This window comes from Actinosynnema mirum DSM 43827 (assembly GCF_000023245.1).
Classification (GTDB): Bacteria; Actinomycetota; Actinomycetes; order Mycobacteriales; family Pseudonocardiaceae; genus Actinosynnema; species Actinosynnema mirum.
Map to the genome: position 1 here is coordinate 5,152,480 of NC_013093.1, position 20,895 is coordinate 5,173,374.

Sequence of the window (20,895 nt, forward strand, 5' to 3'; positions counted from 1 at the left end):
ACCCGCCCGAACTTCACGGGAAAACGTTTTCAGCGCCGGGCCGCCGTTCGACCGGGCCTCGCGCCGCGCGCCCACGGGACCACCCGTCCGGTGCGCTCGGCGACCAGGTCCTCCAGGCGGTGCACGGCGTCGTGCGGGGTCGGCTGGGCGAGGACGTCCGCGCGCAGGGCCTCGGCGCGGTCGGTGAACGCGGGTTCGTCGAGCAGGCGCAGGAGGTGCTCGGCCACGGCGTCCTCGGTGAGGTGGGTGCGGTCCAGGACGAGGGCGACGCCCCGGTCGGCGAGCAGGGCGGCGAGGTTCGGCTCGTCCCAGGCGCCGCCGGGGGCCACGAGCTGGGGCAGGCCCGCGGCGGTGGCGGCGGAGGTGGTGGCGGGGTCGCCGCGGTGGACGATCGCGGCGCAGGCGCGGAGGAGTTCCCGCGGGGGCTCGTGGTCGTGCGGGTGGGTGGTGGCGGGTGGCGGGAGCGGGGGCGATCCGGTGGGCAGCAGGGCGATCAGCTCGACGTCCAGCCGCGTGGCGCCCCGGACGAGGACCTCGGCGGTGGCGCGCTCGGCGGGGGTGAGGCCGCCTTCGCGGTCGGGGCGGGCGAGGGCCAGGCAGACGCGGGGGCGGGGGCGGGGTGGCGGTTCGGCTGGGCCGTCGTGCGGGGCGGGGTGGGCGCGCGGGGCGGGGTGGGCGCGCGGGGCGGCGGGCGGTTCGGCCGGATCGTCGCGCGGGGCGGGGTGGGCGCGCGGGCCCGCCGGCTGTTCGCGCAGGTGGTCCGGGAGTTCGGCCGGGCCGTCGTGCGGGGTGGGGCGCAGTGGCAGGTGGTCCAGGTCGACGGGTGGGCGGGTGCCCGGTGGGAGCTGGTCGGCGGTGAGGTCGCCGACCGCGACGTCCTCGGTGAACACCGCGCCCCTGCGGGCCAGGGCCGCGCCGAGCTTGGCGGTCAGGCCGTCCGGGTGGTCGGGGGCCAGGCCCGCGCGGTGCAGGCCGACGACGTCGACGGCGTGCGGGACGCGCACGTGCGGGACGCCGAGGAGCTTCGCCACCACCGGGCCCGCGAGCACGGCCTGGTCCCACACCAGCAGGTCCGGTCGCCAGGTCTCGGCGAAGTCGAGCAGGTCGTCGAGCAGCGCGTCGTCCAGGTGCAGCAGGCGGTCGCCGCCGTCGGGCCTGCCGCCCTGCGCGGGGATCGGGGTGGGCGCGTCACCGCGGTCGCCGACCGGGACGGCGGTGAGGCCCGCACCGGTGACCGCCTCCACGCCCGAGGGGCGGACCGCGACGCGCACCTCGTGACCGGCGGCGCGCAGCGCCCAGGCCAGCGGGGCCAGGCCGCGCAGGCTCGGGTCCACCGGGAGCGGCGTGAACAGGACGCGCACGGTCGATCTCCTTCCGGGGATCGGGACCCGGTCGGCCGTCGCCCCCCTCGTCCCGGCATCCTCGCCCCGCCGCCTCGGGGCCGGTGGGAGCGCGCGCGGACACTTTTGGTGGATCAGCGGACCGGCGCGCGCGCCGGGCGGGCGGGCCGCGCCGCCGGGACGGACCGCGCCGACCGCTCGGTGACCAGGGCTTCCAGGGCGGGCACCAGGTCGTGCGGGCTGGGCACGGCCAGGGTCTCCCGGTGGACCACCGCCGCCGCCTCGGCGAACGCGGGCTCGCCGAGCAGGCGGGTCAGCGCGTCCGCGACGGCGCCCTCGGTGAGGCGGTCGCGGCGCACGACCAGCGCGGCGCCGCGCGCGGCCAGCAGGTCGGCGCGGCGCGGCTCGTCCCACAGCGGGGCGGGGACGACCAGCTGCGGCACGGCGCTCGCGATCGCGGCGCCCTCGGCGGCGGCGTCGCCCCGGTGGACCAGGGCGGCGCAGGTGGGGAGGAGCTCGTGCAGCGGCAGGGGGTCGTGCAGGCGGACGTGGTCGGGGAGGTGGCCGATCCGGGCGGCCTCACCGGCGGGCAGGGCGGTGACGACCTCGACGCCGAGCCTGGCCGCCCCGCGCAGCAGGACGCGGGCGCGGTCCCGCTCGGCGGAATCGGCGACCGGGCCGGGGAGGACGCAGATCCTCGGGCCCGTCGGCCCGGCGCGCAGCCAGCCGTGGACGATCGCGGGGGCGTTGTGCGGGACGTGCCGGACGGGCAGGTGGTCGTGGTCGACGGGCAGGCGCATCCACGGCGGGAGCTGGTCGAGCGTGACCGAGCCGAGCGCGACCTCGTCGGTGAGCGCCGCGCCGTGCCTTGCGAGCGCGCCGCCGAGCAGGGCGGCGAGCGGGTCGGGGCGGTCGGGGGTGGCGCGGCGCCAGCCGACCAGGTCGAGCCCGAGCAGCACGCGGGCGCTGGGCGCGCCGAGGACCTGCGCGAGGACCGGGCCGGAGTAGTCGGAGGCGTCCCACACCACCAGGTCCGGGCGCCAGCGGCGACCGAACGCGACCAGGTCGTCCACGGCGTCGTCCACCGGCGGCAGGCGGGCGGCGAGGGCGTCCACCGGGCCGTCCAGCAGCGCGAGGCCGGGCAGGTCGTCGTCCGGGGCGGGGGTCGCGGCGGGCCTCGCCGGGGCGGGTCTCGCCGGGGCGGGCGGGCCCACGACCACCGGGGTGAGCCCGGCCCCGGTGACCGCGCCGGTCCCGCCGGGGCGGGTGGCGACGCGGAGCTCGTGGCCCGCCGCGCGCAGCGCCCAGGCGAGCGGGACGAGGTGCGGGAAGCGGGAGGCCGCCGGGAGCGCGGTGAAGAGGACTCGCACTGGCCGCTCCGATCGTGGTGGTGTGGCCGCGAATTGGGGCGAAGGATATCGATCGCCGGATTGCGCGACCGGGGGCGCGCCTTCGTGGGCACACCTTCGAGTGAGGTGATCACGCGCGTTCGACCGGGCCCGGAAAACCCCTGCTATAAAACCGGGATGACGGGCTTCCGCGCGCGGCGGGCACCTCGGGTGCCGGGTCCCGCGAGCGCTTTCCCGCGCGTCACCGGACTTCTCCCCCGGCGTCGATCCGGCGGGTCCTCCTCCACCGGTGGCGGTTCCCTTCGGTGAGAGGAGTTCGAGGTGACCGAGGCGCTTGACCGGGCGGTGCCCGCCCAGGGCCGGGAGCACGCGGAGATCTACGAGGTGGTGCACTCCGCGCGCGGGCGGGACTGGGTCGCGGAGGCCGACCTGGTCGCCAAGCTGGTGCTCGCGCGCAACCCGTGGGCCGGGTCGCTGCTGGACGTCGCCTGCGGGACGGGGGCGCACCTGCGGCGGTTCGGGTCGCGGTTCGCCAGGGTGGCCGGGGTGGAGCTGTCGCCCGCCATGCGCGGGATCGCCGAGGCGCGGCTGCCGGGGGTTCCGGTGCACGCCGGGGACGTGCGCGGGTTCGACCTCGGGGTGCGGTTCGACGCGGTGACGTGCCTGCGCTTCGCCATCGCCCACGCCCGGTCGCTCGCGGAGCTGGGGACGGTCGCGGAGTGCTTCGCCCGGCACCTGGTGCACGGCGGGGTGCTGGTGGTGGAGCCGTGGTGGTTCCCCGAGCGGTTCCCGGAGGGGTGCGTGAGCGGGTCGGTGGTCGAGCGGGACGGGGTGGTGGTGAGCCGGCTGTCGCACTCGGTGCGGCGGGGGCGGACGACCAGCACGACGGTGCGGTACACGGTGGCGGAGGCGAGCGGGATCCGGGACTTCACCGAGCGGGAGGAGCTGGGGCTGTTCGGGGAGGAGGAGTACCTGGCGGCTTTCGCGGCGGCGGGGATCAGCGCGGCGCACGTGCCTGGCGGGTTGAACGGGCGGGGGGTGTTCGTGGGGGTGCGGTGCTGAGGGCGGGGGTGGCGTGAGCCGTCCGGGCTGGGTGGTCGTCCGGGCTGGGGGCGTTCGGGCTGGGGGCGTTCGGGCTGGGGGCGTCCGGGGCCGCGCGGTCAGCGGGTGCGGTGGAGCTCGGCCAGGCGGGTGAGGTCCACGCGGTGGAAGCCGTCGCCCAGGGTCTCGTGGATGTCGTCGTCCACCTTGCCCTCGGCGTAGACGCGCCCCGCTTCGTCGATGAACAGCCCGACCCGGTCCAGGTGCTCGTTGACGGCGTCCCGGTAGGCGGCCTCGATGCCGGGCACGTCGTAGTCGCCGGTGTCCGGCCCCAGGTGGCGCAGGACCAGGTCGCGCAGCGTGGCGGCCCCGCCCATGTCGTGGAGGCCGGACAGGTCGCCCAGCAGTTCCGAGGTCACGCGCCCATGATCCGGATGAGGGTGATCCTCCGTTCGAGAGGCCCCTTTGATCTTTTCGGGTGAAGGCGGCTCGGTTCGTGGTGACGGTTCGCGGTGGGGGCGTCAGGTCGGGCAGGTGGGGGTCAGCGGGGCCGTGACGAAGTGGGGGCGCGCGCCGGCAGGACGCGTTGGCGCTCGCCGCCGGACAGGGTGGGGAACGCGCGGTCCGCGGCCCACACCACGCCCACCCGCTCCAGCGCCTCCTCCACCAGGTCGCGGTCGCGCGCGACTCGCGGTCCAGCGGGCCCAGGTGCGGGGTGCGGCCCATGGCGGCGGTCTCGCGTGCGGTGAAGTCGTCGTCCAGGTCGTGGTCCTGGGCCACCACCGCCACCGCGCGCCCCACCTCCCTGGCGCGCATCCGGCCGACCTCCTCGTCCCCCAGCGGGACCACGCCGTGCGCGGGGCGCAGCGCCCGGTGCAGGCAGCGCAGCAGGGTGGACTTGCCGGAGCCGTTCGGGCCGATCAGGCCGGTGGTCGAACCCGGTGCGACGTCCAGGTCGACGCCGTGCAGGATCGGGGTGCGGTCCAGCTCGACGCGCACCTCGGAGACGTGGACCCCCATCGCCGGGAACTCCTCCTGCGGCGCAGCAGCACCAGGAAGAACGGTGCGCCGAGGGCCGCCGTGAAGATGCCGACCGGCATCTCGTTGGGGCGGGCGACCGTGCGGGTGACGAGGTCGACCAGGACGAGGAACAGGGCGCCGGTGAGCAGGGTGACCGGCAGGACCCCGGGGGCGCGGAACTGCCAGACGGTCTGGTCGTGCAGCGGGGAGGCGGTGGGGGCCGTGCCGGTGGGGTGGTCGCGGACGACGGCGAGGACCGGAACGCGGGCCGCTCCCCCGCCGGGGTGGCGGGGACCGGCGCGATCGCGCGGGGCGGGGGTGCGTTCGCCGCAAATCCTTGCCGGACAGGGGCTCCGGGCCGGTTCGGGCTGCCATCCTCGCCGTGCACGCGCTCGCCGAGCGCCGCGACGCCGTGGAGGCCGACCCCATGAGAACCCGCTCACGCGCCACGACCGCCCTGCTCGGGGCGGCGGCGCTGGTCCTGTCCCTGGCGCCCGCCGCCGAGGCGCGGGCCGCGTCCTACCTGCGCGAACCGCTCCAACCGGCGTCGACCACCACCAACGCCAGGGACGTCAACCGCGCCGGGGTGGTGGTCGGGAACGCGAACGGCGGGCCCGTGAGGTGGGCCGCAGGCGCCACGTGGCCGACGCCGCTGCCCACCCCGCCCGGCACGTCCGGCGGGTACGCCTCGGAGGTCAACGACAGCGGGGTGGCCGTGGGCATGGCGGGCGGCGCGCCGGTGAAGTGGGCGGCGGACGGAACCGTGGAGGTCCTGCCGGTGCCGCCGGGGTACTCCGGGGCGGTCGCGACCGGCATCAACGAGGCGGGCCAGGTGTCGGGCTACGCGAACTCGCCGAAGGACAACCCCTCGACCATGCCCTGGGCCGCGCGCTGGGCCGTGCGGTGGGACGTCGACGGGGTCATGTCCACGCTGGCGTTCCCCGCAGGCTTCAGCGACGCCTTCGGGGAGGACGTCGGCGGCGACGGGACGGTGGTCGGCTGGGTGGCCAGCCGCGAGTTCATCAGCGCCGCGCGCTGGGCCCCGGACGGCACGATCACCGTGCTCCAGAGCAGCGGCTGGTCGGAGGCGCGCGCGGCCAACGAGGGCAACGTCGCGGTGGGGTTCTACGCCGAGGGCCCGGCACGCTGGAACCCGGACGGCACGTCGACGGGCTACGGCCTCGGCGGGCTCGCCCTGGACGTGAACGCGGCGGGCGACGTGGTCGGCTGGGCCTCGTTCGCAGGCACGCGGCACGGGTTCCTCGCGCGGGCGGGCGGCGGCGTGACGGAGCTGACCGACCTGCGCAGCGCGACCGCGATCAACGACCAGGGCGTGCTGGTGGGCGAGGACGCTTACGGCTACCCGGCCCGGTGGTGGCCGCAGCCGTGACACCGGCGGTCCGGCGCGCCGCCACGCGCCGGACCGGTCCCGGTCAGCCCCGGTGCAGGACGCCCGCCAGGCGGCCCGCGATCAGGGCCTCGGCCTCGGTGACGATGCGGTCCACCAGCTCGCGCACGGTGGGCACGTCGTCGATCAGGCCCTGGGCCATGCCGGTGCTCCAGACGCCCGCCTCCAGGTCGCCGTCCTCGAAGACCTTGCGGCCCCGCGCGCCCGCGACCAGGTCGCGCACGTCCGGGAACTCGCCGCCCTCGGCCAGCACCTCGACCACCTTGCGGCTGACCGAGTTGCTCGCCACGCGGGCGGTGTTGCGCAGGGGGCGGAAGATCAGCTCGGTGTCCAGCTCGCTGCTCGCCACGATCTGGGCCTTGACCTTCTCGTGCACCGGCGCCTCCTGCGTGCACAGGAACCGGGTGCCCATGTTGACGCCCTCCGCGCCCAGCGCCAGCGCCGCGACCAGGCCGCGCGCGTCGGTGAACCCGCCGGACGCGATGACCGGGATGGTCAGGCGCGCGGTGGCCGCCGGGATCAGCACCAGGCCGGGGACATCGTCCTCGCCGGGGTGCCCGGCGCACTCGAAGCCGTCGATGCTGATCGCGTCCACGCCGATCCGCTCGGCCTTGAGCGCGTGCCGGACGCTGGTGCACTTGTGCAGCACCTTCACGCCGTGCTCGTGGAAGCCGGGCAGGTGCGCCTCGGGGTTGAACCCGGCCGTCTCCACGATCTTCACGCCGGACTCGACGATCGCCGCCCGGTACTCGTCGTACGGGGGCGGGTTGATCGACGGCAGGATCGTCAGGTTGACGCCGAACGGCTGGTCGGTCAGCTCGCGGCAGCGCGCGATCTCGGCGGCCAGCGCCTCGGGCGTCGGCTGGGTGAGCGCGGTCAGGAAGCCCAGCGCCCCGGCCTCCGCGACCGCCGCGACCAGCTCGGCCCTGCCGACCCACTGCATCCCGCCTTGCACGATGGGGTGCCGCACGCCGAACAGCTCGGTGAACCTCGTCCGCAGCAACGCCTTCCCCCTCTACAGCCCGTAGGTCTTGCCGATGATGTCGCGCTGGATCTCGCTCGTCCCACCGTACACAGTGGACACGACGGCGGACCGCAGCAGCGACTCCATGCCGTACTCGGTGGCGTAGCCGTAGCCGCCGAGCATCTGCATCCCCTCCAGCGCGAAGTGCTTGGCCAGCTCGGTGCACTTGAGCTTGGCCATGGACGCCTCGCGCGCGAACACCTTGCCGGGGTTGGCGTCGATGGTCGCGGCGACGTCGTCGAGCAGCAGCCGGGCGCACTCCAGCTCCACGGCCATGTCGGCGATGCGGTGCTTGAGGGCCTGGAACGAGCCGATCGGCCTGCCGAACTGCTCGCGCTGGCGCACGTAGGCGAGGGTGTCGTCGAAGGCGCGCCGGGCCACGCCGAGCATGAGGGCGGCCAGGATCATCCGCTCCAGGTTCAGCCCGGCCATCAGCTGCGCCCAGCCCTGGCCTGGCACGCCGACGACGGCCGAGTCGGGCAGGAAGCAGTCGGTGAAGTACAGGTCGTTGACCTCGCGCCCGCCCATGGTCTCGATGCCGCTGATCCGCAGGCCCTCGGCGTCGGCGGGCACCATGAACTGGGTCAGGCCGCCGTGCTTGCCCTCGTCCCTGGACGTCCTGGCGATCAGCAGGACGTGGTCGGCGAAGTGGGCGTTGGAGCACCAGGTCTTCTGGCCGTTGATGACGTACCCGCCGTCGACCTTGTCCGCCCGGCAGGTCAGCGCGCCGACGTCGGACCCGGCGCCCGGCTCGGACATCGACACCGCCTCGACCCGGCCGCGCACCACGCCGCCGAGGACGGCGCGCTTCTGCTCCTCGGTGCCGAACTTCTCGTACGCGGCGGCGGTGATGATGGTGGTGCCGAAGCCGCTGATGGGGGCGAGCCCGTAGGAGCTCTCCTCGAGGAACAGGCACAGGTCCACCATGCCGAGCCCGGCGCCGCCGTGCTCCTCGGGGATGGCGATGCCGAGCCAGCCGAGGTCGGCCATCTTCTCGTACAGCCGCTGGTTGTGCGGTTCCCTGCCGTTCTCGGTCAGCTTGTCCCGCTGCTCCTTGGTCCCGCACTCGCGGCGGCAGAAGTCCGCGACCGCGGCGACCAGGTCGCGGCGCTCGTCGGTCAGTGCTCGGGGCATGGCGTGCACTCCTGTTCGCAACGGGGTTTCCTGCTACTCGTCCCGGACTGCCGGGAAGACCTCGTCCACCAGGTGCAGGACTGTCCTGGTCAGCAGCACGTGCAGGTCGGCGCGGCTGAGGGCGCCGCGCACCAGCCACTCCCTGGAGGCGGCCTTGAGCATCGCGCCGTGCGCGCGCACCAGCGCCCGCAGCTTCTCCCGGCCGTCCACCACGTCCGTCATGAGCGCGGCTTCCAGCACCCGGTCGGTGGCGATCTCGTCCGCCTCCAGCATGATCCGGTCGATCTCCGGGTCGCCGCCGATGGCCTCCAGGTTGATGGCGGACAGCCACATCTCCCGGTTGCGCTCGACGACCTCCAGCCACCGGTCGACGCAGATCGACACCCGCTCCTCGGGGGTGGTGCGCGGCAGGCGCTCGGAGACGGAGGCGGGGATGACCATCATCTGGCGCACCACCTCCAGGTACAGGCCGCGCTTGCCGGTGAAGTAGTGGTTGATCAGGGCGCGGGCCACCCCCGCCTCGGCGGCGATGTCCGCGGTCGACGCGCCCGCGTAGCCGCGCGCGCCGAAGAGCTTGCGCGCGGCGGCGAGGAGCTGCGCACGCCTGGCGTCCGGTTCCATCCGGCGCCGCTGCGCCTGGTGCTGCCCGGCCATGCCGACCACCCGCTCTTCCGTGAAAAGTCCAGCCACCACTGCCGGTGCTATGTGTACATCGAGTCGATGGTCGCCGCGTGCAGCTCGGCGACGGCCTTGCGGCGCAGGCTGAGCTTGGGGGTCAGCTCGCCGGACTCGGCGGTCCACGGGCCGGGCAGCACGCGGTGCGCCTTGACCTGCTCGGCGCGCGACAGCGGCGCGTTGGCCTCCGCGACGGCGTGGTCGAGCGCGGCGAGCACCTCGGCGTGCTCGGCCAGCTCGGGTAAGCCGGTGGTGATGCCGTGCGCGGCGGCCCAGGCGGGGGCGGCGTCCTCGTCCAGGACCAGCAGCGCGGTCAGGTACGGGCGGCGGTCGCCGATCACGACGGCCTGGCCGACCAGCGGGTGGGCGCGCAGCAGGGCCTCGACCTTGGTGGGGGCGATGTTCTTGCCGCCGTCGGTGATGATCAGCTCCTTCTTGCGGTCGGTGATCGTGACCAGGCCGCGCTCGTCGATCGCGCCGACGTCGCCGGTGCGGAGCCAGCCCTCGCCGTCGGTGACCGGGTCGATGCCGCCGTCGGCGCGCAGGTAGCCCTCGCACACCACGGGTCCGCGCACGAGCAGCTCGCCGTCCTCGGCGACGTCGACCTCGACGCCGGGCATGGCCGCGCCGACCGCGCCGGTGGCGAACCGGTCCGGGGTGCTGACGGTGGCCGCGCCGGTGGTCTCGGACAGGCCCCACACCTCCAGCACCGGAAGTCCCAGCCCGGCCAGGAACTCCAGCACCGGCACCGGGATGGGGGCGGCGCCGCTGTAGGCGCGCACGCACTCGTCCAGGCCGATCGCGGCGCGGATCGGGCGCAGCACGGCGTCGTCCAGGTGGCGGACGCGCTCGGCCAGCTCGGCGGGGACCTCGGCGCCCTCGGCGCGCAGCCGGTGCGCCTCGAAGGCGGCGCGGCGGGCGGCCTCCACGGGGGCGGCGTGCTCGGGCGGCAGCGCGGCGAGCTCGGCGCGCAGACCGGTGACCAGCTTCTCCCACACCCTCGGCACGCCGAAGATCCCGTGCGGGCGGACGGCGAGCAGCGTCGGCAGGAGCTGCTTGGGGTCCGGGCAGGTGGTGACGTGCCCGGCGTTGCAGATCGGCAGGTAGACGCCCAGGACGCGCTCGGCGATGTGCGCCATGGGCAGGTAGGCCACGGTCCTGGGGTGCTCGGGGCCGGGCACGAGGTGCTCCTGCGCGAGGGACTCGTAGACGGCGTTGCGGTGCGAGAGCACGACGCCCTTGGGGTCACCGGTGGTGCCGGAGGTGTAGACCAGGGTGAGCGGCCAGGTGGGGCCGACCGCGTCGGTGAGCGCCTCGAAGGCGGCGTCGGGGGTGGCGGGCTCGCCGCGCAGCTCGGCGTAGCCGACGAAGCGCGGGTCGCCGGGCGGCAGCGCGTCCGGGTCGAGCACGACGACGGTGCGCAGGTTCGGCAGGTCGTCCAGCACCGGCCGCCAGCGGGCCAGCTGCTCCGCGCCCTCCAGGACGAGGGTGGAGGCGTTGCTGTGCCTGGCGATGTGGCCGATCTGCTCGGTGCTGAGCGTGTCGTAGGTGCTGCACGGCAGCGCGCCCAGGTGCACGGCGGCCAGGTCGGTGATCCAGTGCTCGGGGCGCTTGGACATGGCGATGAGCACCCGGTCGCCCCGGCGGATTCCCAGCGCGGCCAGTCCCCTGGTGAGGGTGGCGACCTCGGCGCGCAGCCGCGACCAGGTCAGGGTGGTCCCGCCGGAGGTGAGCGCGGGGTGGTCGGGGAACCGCTCGGCGTCGTGCCGGAGCAGCCGGGTGATCGTCGCCTCCTGCGCGGACTCGTGCAGCAGCTCTGCTGTGGTCGTCACGTCAGGTTCCCCTCCATCGCGGACCTCGTGCGGGCTTCCCGGAGCGACCTCCACCCTGGCCCGCTTGTTGCCGGTGTGTCAACAAGCATTCTCTGTAGGTCAGCTTCCACATCGATCCAGAGACATCAAAGCCTTACTAGCCAGCGCTTTGCTCCCCCGGCCGCACTATTGACACTTCGTCAACAACTGCCAGTATCGGGGGGCCGGCGATGCGCTGTCGCCGGCGGGGAGGGAGTGCGAGCACAGTGAGCGAGGCATTCATCTACGACGCGATCCGCACCCCGAGGGGCAAGGGTCGCGGTGGCGCGCTGCACCACGTCAAACCGGTGTCGCTGGTGGCCGGGCTGATCCGGGAGGTCGGCGCCAGGCACCCCGGCCTCGATCCCGCCCGGATCGACGACGTCGTGCTCGGCGTGGTCACCCCGGTCGGCGACCAGGGCATGAACCTGGGCAAGACCGCCGCGCTCGTGGCCGGGCTGCCCGACGAGGTCGCCGGGTTCCAGCTCAACCGGTACTGCGCCTCGGGGCTGGAGGCGGTGAACCTGGCCGCGCAGAAGGTCAGGGGCGGCTGGGAGCAGCTGGTGCTGGCCGGTGGCGTGGAGTCGATGTCGCGGGTGCCGATGGGCGCCGACGGCGGGCCGATGGCCACCGACCCGGACACCGCCTACGCGATCCCGTTCGTGCCGCAGGGGGTCAGCGCCGACCTGATCGCGACCATCGAGGGCTTCTCGCGCACCGACGTCGACGAGTACGCGCTGCGCTCGCAGCGGCTCGCGGCGGCGGCGTGGAGCGGCGGGTACTTCACCAAGTCCGTGGCGCCGGTCAAGGACCGCAACGGGGTCACCGTGCTGGCCGAGGACGAGCACCCCCGGCCGTCCACGACGCCGGAGGCGCTGGCCGGGCTGAAGCCCTCGTTCGCCGCGCTCGGCGAGGCGGGCGGGTTCGACGCGGTGGCGCTGCAGAAGTACCACCGGGTCGAGCGGATCGAGCACGTGCACACGCCGGGCAACTCCTCCGGAGTGGTGGACGGCGCGGCGCTGGTGCTGGTCGGCTCCGAGCGGGCCGGGCGCGAGCTGGGGCTGACCCCGCGCGCCCGCGTGGTGGCCGCCGCCGTGAGCGGGGCCGATCCGACGATCATGCTGACCGGTCCGGCGCCCGCGACGCGGAAGGCCTTGGCGCTGGCGGGTCTGACCGTGGACGACATCGACCTGTTCGAGATCAACGAGGCGTTCGCGGCGGTGGTGCTGCGCTACGTGAAGGACCTGGACCTGCCGTGGGACAAGGTCAACGTCAACGGCGGCGCGATCGCCATGGGGCACCCGCTGGGCGCGACCGGGGCGATGCTCGTGGGCGCCGTCGTGGACGAGCTGGAGCGGCGCGACGCGCGGCGGGCCGTGGTGACCCTGTGCGCGGGTGGCGGCATCGGCATCGCCACCGTGATCGAGCGCGTGTGAGCGCGCGGAACCCCAGTACCCCGCCAGCGACCGGGTGAGGAGCACCGATGCGGGAGCAGGACATGATCGGGTGGGAGCAGGGCGAGGACGGCGTCGTCGTGCTGACGATGGACGACCCGGACCACCCGGTCAACACGATGAACCCGGCCTACCGGACGTCGATGGAGGCCGTCGTCACGCGGCTGGAGGCCGAGCGCGACAGCATCACCGGCGTGGTGCTGACCTCGGCGAAGAAGAGCTTCTTCGCGGGCGGTGACGTCGGGTTCATGAGCAGGGCCGAGCCCGAGGACGCCGAGGCGCTCACCGAGGTGTGCGCGGTGCTCAAGGCGCAGCTGCGGATGCTGGAGACGCTGGGCAGGCCGGTGGTGGCGGCGGTGAACGGGTCGGCGCTGGGCGGCGGCCTGGAGATCGCGCTGGCCTGCCACCACCGGATCGCGCTCGACGTGCCGGACAGCCGCATCGGGCTGCCGGAGGTGACGCTGGGGCTGCTGCCGGGGTGCGGCGGGGTCAGCCGGACGGTGCGGCTGCTGGGGTTGCAGAAGGCGCTCACGCAGGTGTTGTTGCAGGGCCAGCGGTACAAGCCCGCGCAGGCCCTGGAGCTGGGCCTGGTGGACGAGCTGGCGTCCAGCCGCGAGGAGCTGCTGGCCAAGGCGCGCGCGTGGGTGCTGGCCAACCCGGACGCGGTGCAGCCGTGGGACGCCGACGGCTACCGGATGCCCGGCGGGGCGCCGTCGAGCCCGAAGGTCGCGGCGCTGCTGCCCGCGTTCGCGGCGAACCTGCGCAAGCAGGTCAAGGGCGCTCCCCTGCCCGCGCCGCGCAACATCCTGGCGGCGGCGGTGGAGAGCGCGCAGCTGGACTTCGAGTCCGGGCAGCGGGTGGAAACCGCTTACCTGGTCGAGCTGATGATCGGCCAGGTCTCGAAGAACATGATGCGGGCGTTCTTCTACGACACGCAGCACGTCAACTCCGGAGGCAACCGGCCGGAGGGCTTCCCGCCGCACGTCGCGCGTAGGGTCGCGGTGCTGGGCGCGGGCATGATGGGCGCGGGCATCGCCTACTCCTGCGCGCGGGGCGGGCTGGAGGTCGTGCTCAAGGACGTCACGGCGGAAGCGGCCGAGCGCGGCAAGGGCTACTCCGCGAAGCTGGTGGACAAAGCCGTGGCGCGCGGGAAGTCCAGCCGGGAGCGCGGGGACGAGCTGCTGGCGCGCATCACCCCGACCGCCGACGTGGCGGACCTGGCCGGGTGCGACCTGGTGATCGAGGCGGTGTTCGAGGACCAGGGCCTCAAGCACAAGGTGCTCGCCGAGGTCGAGGGCGTGGTCGCGGCGGACGCGGTGCTCGGGTCCAACACCTCCACGCTGCCGATCACCGGTCTGGCCGAGGGGGTGACCCGGCAGGAGGACTTCATCGGGCTGCACTTCTTCTCGCCGGTGGACAAGATGCCGCTGCTGGAGATCGTGGTCGGCGAGCGGACGAGCGAGCACACCGTGGCCAAGGCGGTGGACATCGCCCGGCAGATCGGCAAGACGCCGATCGTGGTCAACGACAGCCGGGGGTTCTTCACCAGCCGGGTCATCGGGCGGTTCGTGGACGAGGCCGTGGCGATGGTCGGCGAGGGCGTCGACCCGGTCACCGTCGAGCAGGCCGGGTCGCAGGCCGGGTACCCGGCCCCGCCGCTGCGGTTGATGGACGAGCTGACGCTGACCCTGCCGCGCAAGATCCGGCAGGAGACCAAGGCGGCGGCGCTGGCGGCCGGCGCCGAGTGGGTCGAGCACGGCGCGGAGGCCGTGGTGGACCGGATGATCGACGAGTTCGGGCGCGGCGGGCGGTCCAGCGGGGCCGGGTTCTACGAGTACGCGGACGGCAAGCGGGTCGGGCTGTGGCCGGGGCTGCGGGAGCACTTCACCCGCGGGGGCCTGGAGATCCCGTTCCTGGACGTGCAGGAGCGGATGCTGTTCGCCGAGTCGCTGGACGCCATCCGCTGCCTGGACGAGGGCGTGCTGCGGTCGGTGCCGGACGCGAACGTCGGGTCGGTGCTGGGCATCGGGTTCCCGGCGTGGACCGGCGGGGTGCTCCAGTACGCCAACGGCTACCCCGGTGGGCTGAGCGGGTTCGTGGCGCGGGCTCGGGAGCTGGCGGCGGCGTACGGCGAGCGGTTCAGCCCGCCGGAGTCGTTGGTGGGCAAGGCTGAGCGCGGCGAGCGGTACGAGTAGCGGGCGGCGCGACGGGTCTCAGGGCGCGCGCGGGGGTTCGAGCATCGGCACCAGGAACCGCCGGGCCACCGCGCGCACCTGCGCCTCGTCGTCCAGGTCCACCACGAAGCTCGGGATCGCCAGGAACGACGCGCAGGCGCGGACCATCATCTCCGCGACCAGGTCGGCGTCGACCTCGGCGGCGACCGTGCCCGCGTGCTGCTCGGCGCGCAGCTGCCCGGCGACGAACTGCCGCACCACGGCCAGCGTCCGCCCGCCGTCGAAGACCATGGACGGCAGGACCGCGTCCGGCTCGGTGGACATCAGGCCGCCGATGAGCGGGTTCTCCCGGATCGCGCGCAGCGAGCTGGCGAAGCCCTCCACGACCCGGTCCTGCACGGTCTCGGCCTTGCTCACGTCGGCGGCGAACCGGTCGAAGTAGCGCCGGAACTCGCGCCGCACGACCTGCTCGAACAGCACGTCCTTGGTGGCGAAGCGGCGGTAGAGGGTGATCCGGGACAGCCCGGCCAGCTTCGCCACGTCCGCCATGGTGGAGCGCTTGACGCCCATGCGGCAGAACTGGTCGTGCGCGGCGTCGAGCAGCCGGGTGGTGATCTCGTCGTCCTCCGGCTCGGCGGGTTCGGCGCCCGTCGCGGCGGCGGTGAACGCGACCTCCAGCAGCGAGCGGGATTCGTCGGGCCCCATGGGAGCGGACAGTACGGGTTCCACGGGCGCCTCCGCTGTCCATCGGCACGATTCAGGAGGCGCGTTCCGGCGTTGGGGTCTGGTGCTCGCCCCCGGAGCGTGCTTCCCTGTGAGATACACGGATACAAATCGTGTTTCAGCGTATCAGGCGGGTGCGGTTTCGGGACTCGACGAGGAGTTCGCGGCGATGGGTGGACCGAGCAGGCGGGGGTTGTTGATCGCGGGTGGCGCGCTGGGCGCGGCGGGGGCGCTGGGCGTCTCACCGTTCGCCCAGGCCAGACCGGCGTGGACGTGGTCGTCGCGCGACTCGGTGGCGGGCTCGGGCGGCGGGACCGATCCGCAGTGGGTGTGGGACGAGGAGGTCGACGCGCTGCTCGCGTCGGTGGTGCGGCGGGGCGACGTGCCGCGCGTGAACCGGGCTTTGCGGTCGTGGACCCGCAACGACCAGCCGACGCCGGGCGATCTGCCCGCCGACGTGCGGGACTTCGTGGAGCGGGCGCGGCGATTACCGGGGTGGGCCGATCAGGGCAGGCTGGACGCGGCGGCGCGGTTCAACGTCACCAGGGGCTTCTACCTGAACCTGCTCAACGGGGTCGGCGGCGGGATGCTCAGCACCGCGATCCCCCGCGAGGCGCGCGCCGTGTACTACTCCAAGGGCGGCGCGGACATGGAAGACCGCGTGGCCAAGACGAGTCGGCTCGGGTTCGCGGTCGGCGACCTGGACGCGTACCGGCCCAGCGGGTCGATCGTCGTGGAGGCGGTGAAGACGCGGCTGGTGCACGCGGCCGTGCGGCACCTGCTCCCGCAGTCGCCCGGTTGGGCGGAAACCAGTGGCGGGCAGCGGATTCCGATCAGCCAGGCCGACGTGCTGGTCACCTGGCACACGCTGCCCACCTACGCGATGCGCACGATGCTGGAGTGGCGGGTGCCGATCACCGCCGCCGAGTCGGCCGCGTACCTGCACGTCTGGCAGGTCACCGCGCACCTGCTGGGCGTGCCCGACGAGTACCTGCCCGCGAGCTGGGACGCCGCTCACGCGCAGTCCCGACAACTTCTGGACCCGGTGCTCGGTCCGACCGCCGAGGGCGTGCACCTGACCGACGTGCTGCTCGGCCAGCTCGCCGAGCAGACCAGCCCCGGCAGCGTCGGCCGACCGCTGGTGGACGCGCTCGCCCGGTACCTGGTGGGCGACCGGATCGCCGACTGGAACGGCATCGCGCGGCAACCGCTGTGGGAGACGACGCTCGCGTCCGCGTGGCCGAAGCTGGTGGCGTTCCGGGAGAACCTGCTCCCGCTGCCGCTCGTGCCGCCGGTGGCCTGGACCATCGACGAGGCGCTGCGCCGCTACATCATGTTCTACCTGACCAAGGGCCGGGAGACGCACATCGAGATCCCGGAGACGAACCGCCCTTCCTGACCGCCGGCACCAGTGGGCTCGACGAGGAGTTCCGGACATGAGTGACGTCAGCAGGCGCAAGTTGATGATGACCGGCGGGGCGCTGGGCGCGCTGACCGCGTTCGGCGTGACGCCGTCCGCCGCGGCCAGGCCCGCGTGGACCTGGTCGCCGGACCAGTCGGTGGCGGGGGCGGCGCCGGGGGCCGCTCCGGGAACCGTAGCGGGCGTGGACCCGCAGTGGTTGTGGGACGAGGAGGCCGATCCGGTGCTGGCCGCCGTGATCGACCGGGGCGACGTGCCCCGCGTGAACCAGCTGCTGCGCGGCTGGCAGCGCAACGACCAGGTGTTGCCCGCGGGGTTGCCGTCGGACCTGCGGGACTTCATGGAGCACGCGCGGCGGATGCCGTCGTGGGCGGAGACGGCGAAGCTCGACGCGGGCGCGCGGTTCAGCGTGAACCGGGGCATCTACACCGGGGTGCTGTACGGGCTGGGCAGCGGGCTGATGAGCACGGCCATCCCGAGGGAGGCGCGCGCGGTCTACTACTCCAAGGGCGGCGCGGACATGAAGGACCGCGTGGCCAAGACCGCGAAGCTCGGCTACGACGTGGGCGACCTGGACGCGTACCGGCCGCAGGGCACGATGGTCGTGACGGCGGTGAAGACCCGGTTGGTGCACGCGGCCGTGCGGCACCTGCTGCCGCAGTCGCCGGGGTGGTCGGAGACCAGTGGCGGGCAGCGGATTCCCATCAGCCAGGCGGACGTTCTTGTCACCTGGCACAGCCTTCCCACGCACGTGATGCGCAAGATGCTGGAGTGGGGCGTGCGGATCACGCCGAGCGAGTCCGCCGCCTACCTGCACCTGTGGCAGGTCACCGCGAACATGCTGGGCGTGTCGGACGAGTACATCCCGGCGACCTGGGAGGCCGCGTACGCGCAGTCCCGGCAGCTGCTCGACCCGGTGCTCGGGCCCACCGCCGAGGGCAAGGTGCTGGCGGACGTGCTGCTGGACATCGTCGCCGAGGTCGACGGCGGGCTGACCCGGCCGCTGATCGGCGCGTTCTCCCGGTACACGATCGGCGGGCAGATCGGCGACTGGATCGGGCTGGAGCGGGAACCGCTGTGGGAGCCGGTGATCGCGGCGGCGTGGCCGAAGCTGGTGGCGTTCCGGGAGAACCTGCTGCCGCTGCCGCTGGTCCCGGCCGCCGCGTGGACGATCGAGGAGGTCATCCGGCGGGTGGTGCTGCTGTTCTTCGGCGAGGGGCGGCCCATCCACCTGGAGATCCCGGACGCCAACCGGCCGTCCTGAGGGCGGGGGCGGTGGTGGGGCGGAAGGACGCGGGGCGGGAGAGCGTGGAGCCGGAGAGCGTCAGGCGGGAGAGCGGCGGGCTGGGGCGGCGGGGGTTCCTCGGGTACGTGCTGGCGGCGCCGGTGCTGGTGGCGGGCGCGGAGCTGGCCCCGGCGCGGGCGGCGGGTGGCGACTCGGCTGGGAACGGTGCGGCGGGCGCGGATCTGCTGCTGGACCTGAACTCGGTGATGACCGCCGCCGCGCTGCCCACCGCGCACCTGATCACGGTGGAGGTGGGCCAGGACGGCGTGGTGTCGTTCGCGCTGCCCAGGACCGAGGTCGGGCAGGGGGTCACGACCTCCACCGCGATGCTGATCGCCGAGGAGCTGGACGTGCCGCTGGAGCGGGTGCGGGTCACCCTGGCCGACGCGCGCCCCGAGCTGCTGTTCAACCAGCTCACCGGCGGCTCCAACACCACCATCGCCACGTACCTGCCGATCCGGGTGGCCGCCGCGACCGCCCGGAGCCGGCTGCTGGACGCGGCGGCGGGCGTGCTCGGCGCGCCCGCCGCCGCACTGGTCCTCTCCGGAGGACTGGTCACCGCGCCGTCCGGGAGGCGGGTGGGCATCGGCGAGCTGTCCGCCCGCGCCTCCGCCGACCGGACGGCGCGGGTGGCGGTGACCCTGAAGCCCGACAAGGACTTCCGGGTCATCGACACGCCCCGCACCCGCGTGGACGCGCTGGACGCGGTGACCGGGCGCAAGCGGTTCACCATGGACCTGGACGTGCCGGGCGCGAAGCCGACCATGGTGTGCCGCCCGCCGACCATCAACGGACGGGTGTCCACTGTGGACAACCTGGCGCGGGTGCGGGCGATGCCGGGCGTCACGGACGTCGCGGTGGTGTCCACCGGGGTCGCGGTGCGGGCGCAGACGTTCGGGCAGTGCGTGGACGCGGTGCGGGCGCTGCGGGTGACGTGGCGGCCCGGCCCGGTGGGCGGCCGGTCGGAGGCGGCGGTGCTGGCGGAGCTGCGCGCGGCCGAACCGCCGCTGGGTCCCGCGCCGCCGCTGACGCAGACCGTGGAGGACGTGTTCACCTTCCACTTCAGGGGCAACAGCGCGCTGGAGCCGAACTGCGCGATCGCGGACGTGCGGGCGGACCGGGCCGAGGTGTGGTCGGCGCTGAAGTCGCCGATCGTGGCGAAGAAGGAGGTCGCCGCGAAGCTCGGGCTGCCGCCGAGCGCGGTGACCGTGCACGTCGTGGAGGGCGGGGGTTCGTTCGGGCGCAAGCTGTTCTGCGACGCGGCGCTGGAGGCGGCCGAGGCGTCGCGGGCGTTCGGGAACAAGCCGGTGAAGCTCATGTGGCACCGGGCGGACGACTGCCGCCAGGGCCGGGTGCACCCGATGTCGACCTCGCGGGTCCGCCTGTCGCACCTGGGACCGGTGGTGCTCGGGTACGCGCAGCGGCACTCCAGCGTGCGCACCGACTTCGGGCACGGGCTGGGCGAGCTGCTCACCGCGATGGCGGCGCGGCTGCCGCTGGGCGACGCGGCGTTCTCGCAGACGTTCTTCCACCTGTCGCAGGCGATGCCGTACGAGTTCGGGGTGACCACGCGGCTGCTCGGCGAGGCGGAGGCGGGCGGCGGGTTCAACACCGGGAGCATGAGGGGCGTCTACTCGCCCGACGTGACGTGCGCGCGCGAGCTGGTCGTGGACCGGTTGGCGCGCAAGCTCGGGCAGGACCCGTTCCGGTTCCGGCTGGGGAAGCTGCGGGAGGAGCGGGCGCGGGCCGCGCTGCTGAAGGCCGCCGACGTCGCCGGGTGGGGGCGGTCGATGCCCGCCGGGACGGCGCAGGGGATCGCGCTGCACGCGGAGTACCACTCGGCGGTCGCGGTCGTCGCGGAGATCGACTGCCGGCCGGAGGTGGTGGGCAGGCGGGTGCGCGACGCGGTCACCGGGCCTCGGGTGACCAGGGTGGTGGTGGCGGTGGACGTGGGGCTGGCGGTCAACCCGAGCGGGCTGCGGGCGCAGCTGACGGGGGCCGCGTCGGACGGGATCGCGCTCGCGCTGACGTCCAGCCTGCACCTGCGGGACGGGCACTTCCTGGAGGCCAGCTGGGACGACTACGCCTACACGCGGCAGTGGAACACGCCGCTGGAGGTGCAGGTGGTGGTGCTGCCGGGTGACGGGCGTCCGCCGGGCGGGGCGGGCGAGCTGGGGGTTCCGGCGGTGATGGCGGCGGTGGCGTGCGCGTACGCGCGGGCGACGGGCACGGACCCGACGGTGTTCCCGATCAACCACGGGGTGCTGTCGTTCACGCCGAAGCCGACCGTGCCACCGGTGCCCGCGTCACCCGACGACGGGGCCGCGCGGGCGGAGTGAGGCGCGCCCGCAGGTCCCCTGCTCGTGCCCTGCCCGGTCCCCTGCCGCCCTGCTGCCCGTTCCCCCTGCCGCCCTGCCTGGTCCCCTGCCGCCCTGCTGCCCGTTCCCCCTGCCGCCTGTCCCCCTTGCCGCGAGGAGAGCCCCGTGCCCGAGCACACCTTCCGCCTCAACGGCGAGCCCGTGACGGTGACCGCGCCCGACGACCTGCGGTTGCTGTGGGTGCTGCGCGACCTGCTCGGCCTCACCGGTCCGAAGTACGGGTGCGGCATCGCCGTGTGCAAGGCGTGCACGAGCCACCTGAACGGCCGCGCGGTGACGCCGTGCTCGGTGCCGGTGGGCGCGCTGGGGCCCGAGGACGAGGTGACCACGATCGAGGGCCTGGCGGGCGAGGGCGGGCTGCACCCGATGCAGCGGGCGTGGCTGGACCTGGACGTCTCGCAGTGCGGCTACTGCCAGCCGGGGCAGATCATGGCGGCGGTGGCGCTGGTCCGGCGGGTGGCGGCCGAGGGGCGTGCGGTGACCGACGCGGACCTGGACGGCATCCGGAACGTGTGCCGGTGCGGCGCCTACCCGCGCGTCCGCGAGGCGATCCGCGCCGGTGGCGAGGCCATGCGGGACTCACCCGACCGGGGCTTGCCGACCGGGTGAGGTGTGCGCGG

17 protein-coding genes and 1 pseudogene are annotated in these 20,895 nt (G+C 74.4%); 8 read left to right on the forward strand and 10 right to left on the reverse strand.

Annotated features, from left to right (window positions below):
• Positions 1-29: 29 nt before the first annotated feature.
• Positions 30-1,361, reverse strand: a complete 1,332-nt coding sequence (locus AMIR_RS36020) for a nucleotide disphospho-sugar-binding domain-containing protein (protein ID WP_015803098.1) — start codon at positions 1,359-1,361, stop codon at positions 30-32.
• A gap of 113 nt (positions 1,362-1,474) precedes the next feature.
• Complete coding sequence (locus AMIR_RS42145; RefSeq protein WP_015803099.1) at positions 1,475-2,710, reverse strand: nucleotide disphospho-sugar-binding domain-containing protein; 1,236 nt, start codon at positions 2,708-2,710, stop codon at positions 1,475-1,477.
• Positions 2,711-3,010: 300 nt separating this feature from the next.
• On the opposite strand from AMIR_RS42145, the gene AMIR_RS21720 reads away from it, so the two are divergent.
• On the forward strand, positions 3,011-3,751 hold the full coding sequence (locus AMIR_RS21720) for a class I SAM-dependent methyltransferase (protein WP_015803100.1): 741 nt from the start codon (positions 3,011-3,013) through the stop codon (positions 3,749-3,751).
• A gap of 98 nt (positions 3,752-3,849) precedes the next feature.
• On the opposite strand, the gene AMIR_RS21725 is transcribed toward AMIR_RS21720, so the two are convergent.
• From AMIR_RS21725 to AMIR_RS37570, 3 genes and pseudogenes are all read right to left on the reverse strand, one after another.
• Positions 3,850-4,149, reverse strand: coding sequence for a hypothetical protein (locus AMIR_RS21725; RefSeq protein ID WP_015803101.1), 300 nt, complete (start codon positions 4,147-4,149; stop codon positions 3,850-3,852).
• Between the two features lie 280 nt (positions 4,150-4,429).
• Positions 4,430-4,750 (reverse strand): annotated as a pseudogene (locus tag AMIR_RS43255) (ATP-binding cassette domain-containing protein); the annotation flags it as partial.
• Positions 4,651-5,193 (reverse strand): iron chelate uptake ABC transporter family permease subunit, encoded by a 543-nt coding sequence (locus tag AMIR_RS37570; protein WP_085945037.1) that lies wholly within the window; start codon positions 5,191-5,193, stop codon positions 4,651-4,653. The pseudogene AMIR_RS43255 and the gene AMIR_RS37570, both read right to left, overlap by 100 nt.
• Between AMIR_RS37570 and AMIR_RS21735 the strand changes: the two genes are divergently transcribed.
• Entirely contained in the window at positions 5,133-6,140 is a 1,008-nt protein-coding gene (locus AMIR_RS21735) for a hypothetical protein (protein ID WP_015803102.1), read from the forward strand. The genes AMIR_RS37570 and AMIR_RS21735 overlap by 61 nt on opposite strands.
• A gap of 43 nt (positions 6,141-6,183) precedes the next feature.
• On the opposite strand, the gene AMIR_RS21740 is transcribed toward AMIR_RS21735, so the two are convergent.
• From AMIR_RS21740 to AMIR_RS21755, 4 genes are read right to left on the reverse strand one after another with little or no spacing between them, the layout of a single operon-like run.
• A complete protein-coding gene (locus tag AMIR_RS21740; protein WP_015803103.1) occupies positions 6,184-7,161 on the reverse strand; it encodes an NAD(P)H-dependent flavin oxidoreductase in 978 nt (325 codons plus the stop codon).
• Positions 7,162-7,173: 12 nt separating this feature from the next.
• The gene (locus tag AMIR_RS21745) at positions 7,174-8,316 is read right to left on the reverse strand and encodes an acyl-CoA dehydrogenase family protein (RefSeq protein ID WP_015803104.1); all 1,143 of its coding nucleotides are present in this window, start codon (positions 8,314-8,316) and stop codon (positions 7,174-7,176) included.
• Positions 8,317-8,349: 33 nt separating this feature from the next.
• Positions 8,350-8,970, reverse strand: a complete 621-nt coding sequence (locus AMIR_RS21750) for a TetR/AcrR family transcriptional regulator (RefSeq protein ID WP_015803105.1) — start codon at positions 8,968-8,970, stop codon at positions 8,350-8,352.
• Between the two features lie 47 nt (positions 8,971-9,017).
• Positions 9,018-10,823, reverse strand: coding sequence for an AMP-dependent synthetase/ligase (locus AMIR_RS21755; RefSeq protein ID WP_015803106.1), 1,806 nt, complete (start codon positions 10,821-10,823; stop codon positions 9,018-9,020).
• Positions 10,824-11,032: 209 nt separating this feature from the next.
• On the opposite strand from AMIR_RS21755, the gene AMIR_RS21760 reads away from it, so the two are divergent.
• Positions 11,033-12,277 (forward strand): acetyl-CoA C-acetyltransferase, encoded by a 1,245-nt coding sequence (locus tag AMIR_RS21760; RefSeq protein WP_049796918.1) that lies wholly within the window; start codon positions 11,033-11,035, stop codon positions 12,275-12,277.
• A gap of 47 nt (positions 12,278-12,324) precedes the next feature.
• Positions 12,325-14,490: a 3-hydroxyacyl-CoA dehydrogenase NAD-binding domain-containing protein gene (locus AMIR_RS21765; RefSeq protein ID WP_015803108.1), complete on the forward strand. Its 2,166-nt coding sequence runs from the start codon at positions 12,325-12,327 to the stop codon at positions 14,488-14,490.
• Between the two features lie 18 nt (positions 14,491-14,508).
• On the opposite strand, the gene AMIR_RS21770 is transcribed toward AMIR_RS21765, so the two are convergent.
• Entirely contained in the window at positions 14,509-15,174 is a 666-nt protein-coding gene (locus tag AMIR_RS21770; protein WP_187313433.1) for a TetR/AcrR family transcriptional regulator, read from the reverse strand.
• A gap of 187 nt (positions 15,175-15,361) precedes the next feature.
• Here AMIR_RS21770 and AMIR_RS21775 point away from each other — a divergent pair, with 187 nt between their 5' ends.
• The 4 genes from AMIR_RS21775 to AMIR_RS21790 all read left to right on the forward strand — a co-directional run bounded on the left by AMIR_RS21775 (position 15,362) and on the right by AMIR_RS21790 (position 20,884).
• The gene (locus AMIR_RS21775; RefSeq protein WP_015803110.1) at positions 15,362-16,591 is read left to right on the forward strand and encodes an oxygenase MpaB family protein; all 1,230 of its coding nucleotides are present in this window, start codon (positions 15,362-15,364) and stop codon (positions 16,589-16,591) included.
• A 37-nt stretch (positions 16,592-16,628) separates the two neighbouring features.
• Complete coding sequence (locus tag AMIR_RS21780; protein WP_015803111.1) at positions 16,629-17,876, forward strand: oxygenase MpaB family protein; 1,248 nt, start codon at positions 16,629-16,631, stop codon at positions 17,874-17,876.
• A gap of 11 nt (positions 17,877-17,887) precedes the next feature.
• Entirely contained in the window at positions 17,888-20,236 is a 2,349-nt protein-coding gene (locus tag AMIR_RS21785) for a molybdopterin cofactor-binding domain-containing protein (protein ID WP_015803112.1), read from the forward strand.
• Positions 20,237-20,380: 144 nt separating this feature from the next.
• The gene (locus AMIR_RS21790; RefSeq protein WP_015803113.1) at positions 20,381-20,884 is read left to right on the forward strand and encodes a (2Fe-2S)-binding protein; all 504 of its coding nucleotides are present in this window, start codon (positions 20,381-20,383) and stop codon (positions 20,882-20,884) included.
• Positions 20,885-20,895: the final 11 nt, after the last annotated feature.

Excerpts from the sequence above, each read along its gene's own strand:
- AMIR_RS21765 (WP_015803108.1), top strand. The coding sequence starts at position 12,325 with ATGCGGGAGCAGGACATGATCGGGTGGGAGCAGGGCGAGGACGGCGTC.
- AMIR_RS21780 (WP_015803111.1), top strand. The coding sequence starts at position 16,629 with ATGAGTGACGTCAGCAGGCGCAAGTTGATGATGACCGGCGGGGCGCTG.
- AMIR_RS21775 (WP_015803110.1), top strand. The coding sequence starts at position 15,362 with ATGGGTGGACCGAGCAGGCGGGGGTTGTTGATCGCGGGTGGCGCGCTG.
- AMIR_RS21745 (WP_015803104.1), bottom strand. The coding sequence starts at position 8,316 with ATGCCCCGAGCACTGACCGACGAGCGCCGCGACCTGGTCGCCGCGGTC.
- AMIR_RS21770 (WP_187313433.1), bottom strand. The coding sequence starts at position 15,174 with ATGGGGCCCGACGAATCCCGCTCGCTGCTGGAGGTCGCGTTCACCGCC.
- AMIR_RS21750 (WP_015803105.1), bottom strand. The coding sequence starts at position 8,970 with ATGGCCGGGCAGCACCAGGCGCAGCGGCGCCGGATGGAACCGGACGCC.
- AMIR_RS21760 (WP_049796918.1), top strand. The coding sequence starts at position 11,033 with ATGCGCTGTCGCCGGCGGGGAGGGAGTGCGAGCACAGTGAGCGAGGCA.